Consider the following 11,402-nt stretch of genomic DNA (forward strand, 5'->3'; position numbering starts at 1 on the left):
CGGGCCCGAGGGGTCACCCCGGGCCCGGCCCTGCCGGTCACGCGACGGTGGACGTCACCACCCGCGGGTCGGCGACGGTCACCTCGTAGGTGTCGCCGGTGACGACGAGCGTCGCGCGCGGCGTCGCCGTCCCCGGCAGGTCGCGCTTCTCCGAGCGGCGGGCGCTGGTGATGGCGCCGCCCGTGGCGTGCTGGACGTCCTCGGCCTCGGCGTCGGGCGTGGCGGCCACGTGCGACCCCACCCACACCTCGACGTCGCCCGGCTCGACGACGCGCACGAGGCGGCGGTCGGCGAACGCGAGCCGCGTCGTCGGCACGTCGAACGTCACGATGACGGACTCCCCCGGCTCGAGCGCGACGCGGCGGTACCCGAGCAGCTGCGCGACGGGCCGGGTCACCGACCCGATGACGTCGCGCCCGTAGAGCTGCACGACGTCCGACCCGGCGACGGTCCCGGTGTTGGTCACCCGGACGGCGGCGGCGAACCTGCCGCCCGCGGCGACCTCGCCGTCGACGGCCAGGTCGGTGTACGCGAACGTCGTGTACGACAGGCCGAAGCCGAACGGCCGCAGCGGCGTCGAGTCCGTGGACGTCACGTCGGACGGCCCGCCGAGCACGGGGTGCAGGTACGAGTACGGCTGCGCCCCGGCCGACCGCGGCAGCGACACCGGCAGGCGGCCCGACGGGTTCACCGCGCCCGCGATCGCCGCGGCGACGGCCGTGCCGCCCTCCTCGCCGGGGAAGAACGCCTGGAGCACCGCGCCCGGGCGCCGGTCGTCGGAGTCCCCGGCGACGTCGAGCGCCCAGTCGATCGCGTACGGCCGGCCGCTGAGCACCACCATGACGACGGGGGTGCCGGTGGCGAGCACGGCCTCGACGAGCCCGCGCTGCACGCCGGGCAGCTCCAGCGACTCCGCGTCGTTGCCCTCGCCCACGGTGCCGCGGCCGAACAGGCCCGCGTGGTCCCCCACGACGACGACGGCGACGTCCGCCGACGACGCGGCGGCGACCGCCTCGGCGAAGCCGGACGTGTCCTCGCCCTCGACGTCGCAGCCCGCGGCGTGCACGAGCTCGGGCTGCGGCAGGCCCGCGGTGCGGAACGCGCCGCCGAGCGACTCGAACACGGTGGGGATGTGGAAGCCCTTCGGCACCTCGGGGTGGTGCGCCAGCACGTGGTTGGCGAACGAGTAGCAGCCCATGAGCGCGTCGCTGCGGTGCGCGTTGGGGCCGACGACGGCGACGCGCGACGGTGCGGCGCTCCACCCGGTCAGCGGCAGCACGCCGTCGTTGCCGAGGAGCACGAGCGACTCCTCGGCCAGGCGGCGCGCCACGTCGCGGTGGGCGGGCGAGTCCAGGTCGACCACGGCGGGCGGCTCGCCGGCGAAGGCGTCGTCGTCGAGCAGGCCGAGCTCCTCCTTCTGCGCGAGGGCGCGCAGCACGGCGCGGTCCACGTACCGCTCGTCCAGGCCGCCCGCACGGACGACGTCCGCGAGCGGCTCGAGGTACGCGTCCCCCGACGGCAGCTCGACGTCCAGGCCGGCCGCGAGCGCCTGCGCCGCCGCCTCGCCGCGGTCGGCGGCCACCCGGTGCATCACCTCGAGGAACGCGACGCCGAAGTAGTCCGCGACGACGGTGCCGTCGAAGCCCCACTCGTCGCGCAGGATCCCGGTGAGGTGCTCCGGGCTGGCGTGCATCGGCACGCCGTCGACGTCGACGTACGACGCCATGACCGACCGCACGCCGCCGTCGCGCACCGCCATCTCGAACGGCGGGAGGAAGACGTCGGCCATCTCGCGCGGGCCCGCCGAGACGGGCGCGTGGTTGCGCCCGGCGCGCGACGCCGAGTACCCGACGAAGTGCTTGAGCGTCGCGTGCACGCCGGCGTCCTGCAGGCCCCGCACGTACGCGGTGCCGACCGTGCCGACGAGGTACGGGTCCTCGCCGATGCACTCGTCGACGCGGCCCCAGCGGGGGTCCCGCACGACGTCGAGCACGGGTGCGAGGCCCTGGTGGATGCCGAGCTCCCGCATGGACCGCCCGATGACGTCGCCCATCTCGGCCACGAGGTCGGGGTCGAACGACGCACCCCAGGCGAGCGGCGTGGGGAACGTCGCCGCCTTCCACGCGGACAGGCCCGTGAGGCACTCCTCGTGCACGAGGGCGGGGATGCCGAGCCGCGTCTCGCGCCGGAGCCGCTGCTGCTCCGCCCACAGCCAGGCGGCGCGCTCCGCCGGGTCGACCGGCCGCGTGCCGTAGACCCGGGTGTAGTGGCCGATGCCGTGCCGGGTGACCTCCTCGAGGCGGCCGCCGTCGCCGGCGGCCATCTCGCCCTGCATGGGGGCGACGACGTCGCCGCCCTGGTCGAGCCAGTAGCCGACCAGCTGCGCGAGCTTCTCCTCCAGGGTCATGCGGGCGTGCAGCGCGGTCACGCGCTCGGACACCACGGGCAGCGCCGGCAGCTCCGGCGCCGTGGGGACAGGGTGGGTCACGTGCTCTCCTTGGGTCATCCCTTCACGGCTCCCTGCAGGCCGTTCACGATGCGCTTCTGCATCGCGAGGAAGAACACCAGCGCAGGGATCATCGCCAGCGTCGTGAAGGCGAACACGCCCGCGGTGTCGGCCGAGTGCTCCGAGGAGAAGTCGGCGACGCCGAGGGGCAGCGTCCGCATGTCGCCCTGCAGCAGCAGCAGGGGCAGGAGGTAGGCGTTCCAGGAGCCGACGAACGCGAGCACGCCGACGGTCACCATCCCCGGCCCGGACAGGGGCAGCAGGATCCGCCAGAAGAACCCGACGCGGCTGGCGCCGTCGAGCTGCGCCGCCTCCTCGAGCTCGGTGGGCAGCGCCTGGAGGAACGGGCGCAGGATGACGACCGTCATCGGCAGCGCGAACGCCGCCTGCGGCAGCGCCACCCCCCACCAGGTGTTGCCCATGTGGTAGTTCTGCGTGATCAGGATGAACAGCGGGATGATCGCCACGGTCGCGGGGAACAGCAGCCCGATCACGAACACCATGAACAACGCCTCGCGCCCCTTGAAGCGGTACCGCGCGAGGGGGTAGGCGGCCATGATGCCGAACACCACGACGACGGCGGTCGTGACGACGGCGATGATCGTGGAGTTGAGGAAGTAGCCCCAGAACGGCGAGCCGGCCGAGAGCACGCCGGCGTAGTTGTCCCACACCCACGGACTGGGCAGGCCGGCCGGGTCCTCCGCGAGCTGGGCGTTCGTGCGGAACCCGCCGAGCACGCCGTACAGCACCGGCCCGAGGGTCACCGCCACCACGACCAGCGCGATCGCGTAGACCAGCGGGTTCCCGCCGGAGAAGGTCGTCCTGCGGCCGCTGCGGGCGGGGGCAGGGCCGGAGGTGCGGGCGGGGGTCGTCACGGCGCTCATCGGCCGCCCTCCTTGCTGTCGCGGCTCAGGATGAACTTCTGGTACGCGAGCGCGAGCACCAGCGCGATGACGAACAGCACCACGGAGGCGGCGCCGGCGATGCCGAAGTTCTGCCGCTTGGTGCCCTCGTTGACGAGGAACGTCGCCATGGTCGTCGTGGCGTTCGCGGGCCCGCCGCCGGTGAGGATCCACACCATGTCGAAGAGCTGGAGCGAGCCGATCATCGACAGGAAGCCCCAGGTCCGCATGGTCGGGCCGAGCAGCGGGATGGTGATGCGCCGCTGCACCTGCCACCAGGAGGCGCCGTCGAGCTGGGCGGCCTCGTAGAGCTCGTCGGGCACTCCCTGCAGCCCCGCGAGGAACAGGATCACGGCGAGGCCGAGGTACTTCCAGGTGAGCACCACGAGCACGGTCCCCAGCGCGTACTCGGGCGTGCCGAGGAAGCCCTGCTCCGGCCCGTGCAGGCCGACGGCGGCGAGCATCGTGTCGATGACGCCGTACTCCGGCTGCAGCAGCTGGAACCACACGACGCCGGCGATGACCTCCGCCAGCACGTACGGCACGAAGATGATCGTGCGCAGCAGGCCCTGGCCCCACATCTTGCGGTTGAGCAGCAGCGCGATCGCGAGCCCGAGCGGGAGCTGCAGCAGGATCGAGCCCACCACGATGACGAGGTTGTGCACGACGGCGTCCGTGAAGACCTCGTTGGTCAGCACCGACACGTAGTTGCGCAGGCCGACGAAGTCGACCATCGGCCCGAAGCCCTTCCACCTGTACAGCGACATCTGCACGGCGGTGGCCACGGGGACGACGACGAACGCGACGAGCAGCGCGAGCGCCGGCGTCACGAACAGGGCGATCTCCGCCCGCTTGCGCCACACGGCGGACCTGCCGCGGCGCTCCGGACGGCGGTCCGCCGACCGTGCCGGGGCACGGTCGGCGGCCCGGACTGCGGTGTCCGTCATCGTGCGGTCACTGGTCCGCTTCCGCGGCGGACTGCACCGCGTCGACGATGTCCTGCGGGGTCGCCTTGCCGGCGAACTGCAGGGCGATCGCGTCGTTCATCGCGCCACCCACGGACGCGCCGAGCAGCGTGTCGAGGTAGAGCTGGATCTCCGGGGCGCTGTCACGCACCTCCAGCAGCTCCGCCAGGGCGGGGTCGGAGACCTTCTCCGAGGCCGTCGGGTTGGTCGGCAGGCCCATGTCGAGCTCGGCGAAGCCCTGCTGGACCTCGTCGCTCAGGAGGTACTGGGCGAAGTCGACCGCGACGTCGGGCGCGTCCTTCGACACGGCCCAGGCGTCGCCGCCGCCCATCTGGGCGCCGTCGGTGCCCTGCTGGCCGTCGATCGAGGGGTAGGGGAACCAGCCCGTGTCCTCGCCGAGGCCGGACCCGTCCTCCGTGAGCCCCTGCATGACGCCGGGCTCCCAGTGGCCGGCCAGCTCCATCGCGACCTTGCCCGAGGCGAGCAGGCCGGACGCCGACGTCGCGCCGGTCTGGGCCGGGGTGGTGAGGAAGCCCTTGTTGAACGGCTCCGTGGCGAGCAGCTCGTCGAGCGTCTCGCCCGCCTTGACGAAGCACGGGTCGGAGTAGTCGACCGAGGTGACCGCGGTGTCGAGGGTGTCGGCCGAGCACTGGCGGATCACGTTGTAGTACCAGTAGTGCGCGGCGGGCCACTTGTCGCCCGCACCGACCGAGGCCGGCGTGATGCCCGCGGCCTGCAGCTTGTCGAACGCGGCGTACAGCTCGTCCATCGTGGTCGGGGTCTCGGTGATCCCCGCCTTCTCGAACAGCGACTTGTTGTACCAGAAGCCGACGACGCCCATGGAGAACGGCAGCGCGTACGACGCGCCGTCCGCCTGGAAGCCGGACATGTACGGCTCGATGGTGCTGATCGTGTCGGCGGCCGGCTCCGACAGGTCCTTGAGCAGCCCGGCCTCGACGTGGTCGGCGAGCTCGCCGCCGCCGCGCTCCATGAACACGTCGGGCGCGTCGCCCGCCTGGAAGGCGGCGTCGAGCTTGGTGAGCATGTCCTCGTGGGCCATGGCGCTGACCTCGACGGTCGTGCCGGGGTGGTCCTTCTCGAAGTCGGCGGCGACCTTGTCGTAGTACTCCTTGCCCTCACCGGTGTTGGAGTTGTGCCACCACGTGATGGTGCTGGCGTCGGCGCTGCTGCCGTCGTCGTCGCCCTGCGAGCCGGTGCCCTGGCCCGCGCAGGCGGCGCCCAGGAGCGCCACGGTGGTCCCGAGCGCGACCGCGGTGGCGCCTCGCATGAACCTCGTCCTCGTCATCATCGATCCCTTGTCCTCGTCGACGGGCACGGCAGCGACGCTGCCGCGAGGTAGGTGTTGTGCCTGACACGAGAGTGGCAGGCGGACAGCGCGACCGTCAATCGTTGTCGATAACGATTTCGAAACCTCACCCGTCGTCGCCCCCGACGCCGGACGACGCCGCGTGACCGCCGCCCTCATGGCGCATACTGTCGACTCGTGAGCACCGCCGCCGACCCGTCCAGGGGTCCCTCCGCGCCCGTCGCCGGGCGCGTCACCATCTCGGACGTCGCCCGCGTCGCCGGCGTCTCGGTCGCCACCGTGTCGAAGGTCGTCAACAACCGGTACGGCGTGGCCGCCGGCACGTCCGAGCGGGTGCTCGCCGTCGTCGAGGAGCTCGGCTACGAGTCCTCCCTGGTGGCCCGCAGCCTGCGCCGCACCAGCACCAACGTCATCGGCGTGCTCGTCGCGGAGTTCGAGCCGTACTCCACCGAGCTGCTCAAGGGCATCTCGGCCGCCGTCGACGGCACCGGCTACGAGCTCCTCGCCTACGCCGGCCGCACCGACGGCGGTGCGCGCACGGGCTGGGAGCGACGGTCGCTGTCGCGGCTGGCCGGCACCCTGGTCGACGCGGCGATCGTCGTGACGCCCACCATGGTGATGTCGGCGGACTCCCCCGTGCCCGTGGTCGCCGTCGACCCGCACACCGGGCCCGAGGGCACCCCCACCGTCGACTCCGACAACACGACCGGCGCGCGCGAGGCCGTCGAGCACCTCATCGACCTCGGCCACCGGCGGATCGCGCACCTGGGCGGCCGCACCGACCTCGAGTCCGCCCGCCTGCGCGAGCTCGGCTACCGGCAGGCGCTCGAGGGCGCCGGCATCGCCGTCGACCCCCTGCTCATCAAGGTGGGCGGCTACCGGCCGGACCTCGCCGACGCGCCCGTGCGCACCCTGCTCGACCGGCCGGACCGGCCCACCGCGGTGTTCGCCGCGAACGACCTGTCCGCCATCCACGTGCTGGAGGTCGCCGCCGAGCTCGGCCTGCGTGTCCCCGAGGACCTGTCCGTCGTCGGCTTCGACAACATCCCCGAGTCCTGGGGCAGCGCTCCCCCGCTCACCACCGTCGCGCAGCCCCTGCACCGCATGGGCGCCGAGGCGCTCCGCATGGTGCTCGACCTCCTCGAGGGCACCGCCCGCGAGCGGCACCTGCGCCTGCCCACGTCACTCGTCGTCCGTGCCTCCACGGCGCCCCCGCCGAGGTAGTACCCGCCCTGCCGAGGTAGTACGAGATCCCGCGAGGTAGTACCCGCACTGCCGAGGTAGTACGAGATCCCGCGAGGTAGTACCCGTCCTGCCTCGGCGCCGTCAGCGGGCGCGTCCGTGCCGGCGCTCGGGCTCGCGCGGACCGCGCCGGGCGAGGTAGCGCTGCCGCAGCCGCACCACGACGAACCACAGCACGAGCAGCCCGATGACGACGAGCACGGCGTTCGAGATGATGCCGCTCCACTGCGCCAGGACCGGCTCGATGGCGGGGCCGAAGGCGTAGCCGAGGCCCACCCAGATGCCGTTCCACACGCCGGAGCCGATGGCCGTGTACAGCGTGAACGACCAGAACGGCATGCGCTCGATGCCCGCGGGGATCGAGATGAAGCTGCGCACGAGCGGCACGCAGCGCCCCACGAGGACCGCGACGCGCCCCCACTTCGCGAAGAACGCCTCAGCCTTGTCGAAGTCGGAGCCGTCCATCAGGGGGATGGCGTCGACGATCGCGCGGGTGCGGTCGCGCCCGAGCAACCGGCCCAGGTACCACCAGACCCAGGCGCCGAGCACGGCGCCGACCGTGGCGGCGAGGATCGCCAGCCAGGCGTTCATCTGCCCGTCGTAGGCGAGGAAGCCGGCCGCCGGCAGCACGGCCTCGGACGGGATGGGCGGCACGAACGTCTCGATGAGGACGGCGGCGCCGACGCCGATCTCGCCGAGCGTGGTCATGAGGCCCAGCACCCAGCCGATGAACCCGTCGTACTCGGCGGACGGGTCCGTCGCCGAGGCTGCGACGGCGGCGGCGTGCACGACGCCGGTCACGCGCCCGCCCCGGCGTCGGGCGTCGCCGCGAGCGCGGCGTCGAGGGCGGCACGGGTCGCGGCCACGACCTCGGGGTCGGTGACGTCGTAGCCGCTGCTGCCCCCGCCCCCGGGGCCGCCGTCGGCGACCACGGTGCGCTTGGCCGAGAGGTGGACGGCGTGCACGCCCGCGCCGACGAGGGCGGGGACGTCGTCCAGGCGGACGCCGCCGCCGGCCATGACCTCGACGCCGAGCTCGCGGCCGCGCGTCGCGAGCGCCGCCAGGACGTCGAGGGCCTCGCCGGCCCGCGGGGCGCCGCCGGAGGTGAGGACGCGGCGCACGCCCGCGCTCGCGAGGACGTCGAGGACGGCGACCGGGCCTGGCACCTGGTCGATCGCGCGGTGGAACGTGACGTCCGCGCCGCCGGCCGCGTCCACGAACGCCGCGAGCGCCGCGGCGTCGACCGCGCCGTCCGCGGTCGTGGCGCCGACGACGACGCCGTCCGCGCCGGCGTCCAGCACCGCGCGCACGTCGCGCACCTGCACGTCGACCTCGTCGGCCGCGAAGACGAAGCCCCCTGCCCGCGGGCGTACCAGCACGTGCACGCCGACGCCCGAGCCGCGCAGCGCGTCGGCGACGGCGGCGACCATGCCGACGGACGGGGTGAGCCCGCCCGTGCCGGCGAGGGCGGCGCACAGCTCGAGGCGGTCCGCGCCGCCCGCCACCGCGTCGCGCGCGCCCGCGACGTCCTGCACGGCGATCTCCAGGGCGACGCCGCCCCGAGGGGCGGAGTCCTGGCCGGTGGAGAGCATGGGCACGGGGTCTGTCGAGGGGTCGGCAGTCACGGCGGCGAGTCTACGGGGGCGCAGGTGTCCGGGACCGGGGCGACCTGTGACGGGACGGTGCCGGTCGGAGGCGCTGTCCCGTGAGGGTGGCAGGATCGCCGGGTGCCCTCCTACCGCGTGAGCCTCGCCGTCGGCCTGCTGCAGCCCGGGGTGGACCCCGCCGACGTGCTGCCCGCCGCGGCGGACGCGGCGCGCGAGCTCGTCACCGTCGAGGCGTACGACGTCGGCGTCGTGCGGGGCCGGGCACGTCTCACGGTCCGCTTCACCGCGGAGGACGACGCCGCCGCGCACCGCGTGGCGGACGCCGTCCACGACCGCGTCGACGCGCTGGCCGACACCTTCGGCGGCACGCTCACCCGGCGGTGGGGCGGCCGCTGGCAGCCCGCCTGACGCGGGGCCCCGACGGCACGGGCGAGCCCGCCGGCCCCGAGAGGCGCGGCGGGCTCGTCGTGCGGGCGGCGTCGGGGCCGCCCGGGATCACTGCCCGAACGCCTCCAGCAGGTTCCGGCGTTCCGCGTCGGTGAGGTTGGTGCTGACCAGCGTCGCGTTGACGCCGTGCAGCCGCTCCCCCAGCCGGTCGGGGTCGATCGGCTCGGTCACGATGAAGAGGGCGGACGTGCCGGGCACGATCTCCTTCTTCATCTGCTCGATGTCCTTCGCGGTGATCCCGACGTCGGACAGCGACCGGGTGATGCCGGCGATCGCCGCCCCGGCGGCGGCCCCCAGGACCGGCAGGAAGAACAGCGCCCCGAGCAGCAGGCCCCACACGGCCCCCCAGCCCGAGGCCTTGGCGGTGTCGTCGTGCGAGCCGTGCGTGTCGGGCTTCTTCGCGCCTTCCGGCCAGCTCACCACAGCGTGGTCGACGACCTTCACCAGACCGTCCGCCTCGCCGCCCTTGACGGCCTTGAAGGCGCGGTCGGCCGCACCCGGGTCGTCGAACTTCCAGACCGTGAAATTCGCCATGCGTGCCTCCGTTGCGCCAGGCCGGGTCCGTCCCCGGCAGTCGTCATCCTGGCAGCGTGAACAGGCCGCGCAACCGGGCGGGGCGGTCAGTACCGTGGGGCCCATGACCTCCTCCCCCGTCGATCCCACCACCACGACCTCCTGGGGCGACCTGTACGCCCACTACCAGGAGTTCCGGGGCGACCTGCGCGGCTGGTTCGCCGCCGACCCCGGCCGCGCCGCGCGCATGACCCACGTCGCGGGCGACCTGCACGTGGACCTCTCGAAGAACCTCGCCACGGACGAGACGCTGGACCTGCTGGTCCGCCTCGCGCACGAGGTGCACCTGCCCGAGCGCATCGAGGCGATGTTCACCGGCGAGCACATCAACGTCACGGAGGACCGCGCCGTCCTGCACACGGCGCTGCGCCGCGCACCCGGCACGCAGCCGCCGCTGGTCGTGGACGGGCAGGACGTCGACGCCGACGTCCAGGCCGAGCTCGACAAGCTGAGCGCGTTCGCCGACCAGGTCCGCGACGGGTCGTGGTCGGGCATCACGGGCAAGCCGGTGCGCACGGTGGTCAACATCGGCATCGGCGGCTCCGACCTCGGGCCGGTCATGGTCTACGAGGCGCTCAAGCCGTACGGCCGCACCGGCAGGGACGCCATCGAGGCCAGGTTCGTCTCGAACATCGACCCCACCGACGTCGCGCAGAAGACGGCGGACCTCGACCCGGAGACCACGCTGTTCGTCGTGGCGTCCAAGACGTTCGGCACCCTGGAGACGCTCACCAACGCGCGGCTCGCCCGGGCCTGGCTGTGGGAGAGCCTCATCGCGGCGGGCGTCATCGAGGACGACCCGGACGCGAAGCAGGCCGCCGTCAAGGCGCACTTCGTGGCCGTCTCGACCGCCCTCGACAAGGTGGCCGACTTCGGCATCGACCCGGCCAACGCGTTCGGCTTCTGGGACTGGGTGGGCGGCCGCTACTCGGTGGACTCCGCCATCGGCACGTCGCTGGCGATCGCGTTCGGCCCCGACGTCTTCCGCGACCTGCTGGCCGGCTTCCGCGCCGTCGACGAGCACTTCCGCAGCACGCCGTTCGAGGCGAACGTGCCCGTCCTCATGGGCATGCTGAACGTCTGGTACGGCAACTTCCTCGGCGCCCACACGCACGCCGTCCTGCCGTACGCGCAGCAGCTGCACCGCTTCCCGGCGTACCTGCAGCAGCTCACCATGGAGTCCAACGGCAAGTCGGTGCGTTGGGACGGGTCCCCCGTCACCACCCAGACCGGCGAGGTCTTCTGGGGCGAGCCGGGCACCAACGGCCAGCACGCCTTCTACCAGCTCATCCATCAGGGCACGCGCCTCATCCCGGCGGACTTCATCGCCGTCGCCACCCCCGCGTACCCCCTCAAGGACGACGAGGGCGACGGGAAGGCCGTGGCCGCGGGCGCCGACGTGCACGAGCTGTTCCTCGCCAACTTCTTCGCCCAGACCAAGGCGCTCGCCTTCGGCAAGACGGCGGAGGAGGTGCGCGCCGAGGGCACGCCCGAGGAGATCGTCGCGGCCCGCGTCTTCTCCGGGAACCGGCCGACGACGTCGATCGTCGCGCCGGCGCTCACGCCGTCGGTGCTCGGTCAGCTCGTCGCGCTGTACGAGCACATCACCTTCGTGCAGGGCGTGGTGTGGGGCATCGACAGCTTCGACCAGTGGGGCGTGGAGCTCGGCAAGAAGCTGGCGCTGGAGATCGCGCCCGCCGTGTCGGGCGACGACGCCGCCCTGGCCGCGCAGGACTCCTCCACGCAGGCGCTCATCCGCTACTACCGGGAGCACCGCGCCTGAACCAGACGGCGAGCGGGTGAAGTTTGCCGGGTGCGCGGGGACTGCGCCGC

Annotated in this window: 10 protein-coding genes; 3 read left to right on the plus strand and 7 right to left on the minus strand. The window is 73.4% G+C overall.

Annotated elements, in window-relative coordinates; translation table 11 throughout:
- Window positions 1–37: 37 nt before the first annotated feature.
- Genes ACH443_RS13205 through ACH443_RS13220 form a run of 4 tightly spaced genes read right to left on the minus strand, consistent with a single transcriptional unit; the run spans window position 38 to window position 5,661 of the window.
- Window positions 38–2,506: a beta-glucosidase gene (locus tag ACH443_RS13205; RefSeq protein WP_430590569.1), complete on the minus strand. Its 2,469-nt coding sequence runs from the start codon at window positions 2,504–2,506 to the stop codon at window positions 38–40.
- A complete protein-coding gene (locus ACH443_RS13210; protein ID WP_430557368.1) occupies window positions 2,503–3,390 on the minus strand; it encodes a carbohydrate ABC transporter permease in 888 nt (295 codons plus the stop codon). The genes ACH443_RS13205 and ACH443_RS13210 overlap by 4 nt, the downstream gene beginning before the upstream one ends.
- Window positions 3,387–4,355: a carbohydrate ABC transporter permease gene (locus ACH443_RS13215; protein WP_430590570.1), complete on the minus strand. Its 969-nt coding sequence runs from the start codon at window positions 4,353–4,355 to the stop codon at window positions 3,387–3,389. Before ACH443_RS13215 ends, ACH443_RS13210 begins: the two co-directional genes overlap by 4 nt.
- A 7-nt stretch (window positions 4,356–4,362) precedes the next feature.
- Window positions 4,363–5,661, minus strand: coding sequence for an ABC transporter substrate-binding protein (locus ACH443_RS13220; RefSeq protein ID WP_430590571.1), 1,299 nt, complete (start codon window positions 5,659–5,661; stop codon window positions 4,363–4,365).
- A 216-nt stretch (window positions 5,662–5,877) separates the two neighbouring features.
- Here ACH443_RS13220 and ACH443_RS13225 point away from each other — a divergent pair, with 216 nt between their 5' ends.
- Complete coding sequence (locus tag ACH443_RS13225; RefSeq protein ID WP_430590572.1) at window positions 5,878–6,924, plus strand: LacI family DNA-binding transcriptional regulator; 1,047 nt, start codon at window positions 5,878–5,880, stop codon at window positions 6,922–6,924.
- A 102-nt stretch (window positions 6,925–7,026) separates the two neighbouring features.
- On the opposite strand, the gene ACH443_RS13230 is transcribed toward ACH443_RS13225, so the two are convergent.
- Together ACH443_RS13230 and ACH443_RS13235 are read right to left on the minus strand one after the other, a co-directional pair.
- Window positions 7,027–7,743 carry a DedA family protein gene (locus ACH443_RS13230; RefSeq protein WP_429766333.1) on the minus strand — a complete coding sequence of 239 codons (717 nt, stop codon included), beginning with the start codon at window positions 7,741–7,743 and terminating at the stop codon, window positions 7,027–7,029.
- Window positions 7,740–8,534: a copper homeostasis protein CutC gene (locus ACH443_RS13235; RefSeq protein WP_430590584.1), complete on the minus strand. Its 795-nt coding sequence runs from the start codon at window positions 8,532–8,534 to the stop codon at window positions 7,740–7,742. Before ACH443_RS13235 ends, ACH443_RS13230 begins: the two co-directional genes overlap by 4 nt.
- A 135-nt stretch (window positions 8,535–8,669) precedes the next feature.
- Here ACH443_RS13235 and ACH443_RS13240 point away from each other — a divergent pair, with 135 nt between their 5' ends.
- Window positions 8,670–8,957 (plus strand): hypothetical protein, encoded by a 288-nt coding sequence (locus tag ACH443_RS13240; protein ID WP_429766331.1) that lies wholly within the window; start codon window positions 8,670–8,672, stop codon window positions 8,955–8,957.
- A gap of 87 nt (window positions 8,958–9,044) precedes the next feature.
- Here ACH443_RS13240 and ACH443_RS13245 read toward each other — a convergent pair whose 3' ends face one another.
- Entirely contained in the window at window positions 9,045–9,530 is a 486-nt protein-coding gene (locus tag ACH443_RS13245; RefSeq protein ID WP_429766330.1) for a DUF1269 domain-containing protein, read from the minus strand.
- 103 nt (window positions 9,531–9,633) lie between these two features.
- On the opposite strand from ACH443_RS13245, the gene pgi reads away from it, so the two are divergent.
- Window positions 9,634–11,352, plus strand: coding sequence for a glucose-6-phosphate isomerase (pgi, locus tag ACH443_RS13250; RefSeq protein WP_430557364.1), 1,719 nt, complete (start codon window positions 9,634–9,636; stop codon window positions 11,350–11,352).
- Window positions 11,353–11,402: the final 50 nt, after the last annotated feature.

The sequence above is a fragment of the Isoptericola sp. NPDC019571 genome, assembly GCF_044389385.1.
Classification (GTDB): Bacteria; Actinomycetota; Actinomycetes; order Actinomycetales; family Cellulomonadaceae; genus Isoptericola; species Isoptericola nanjingensis.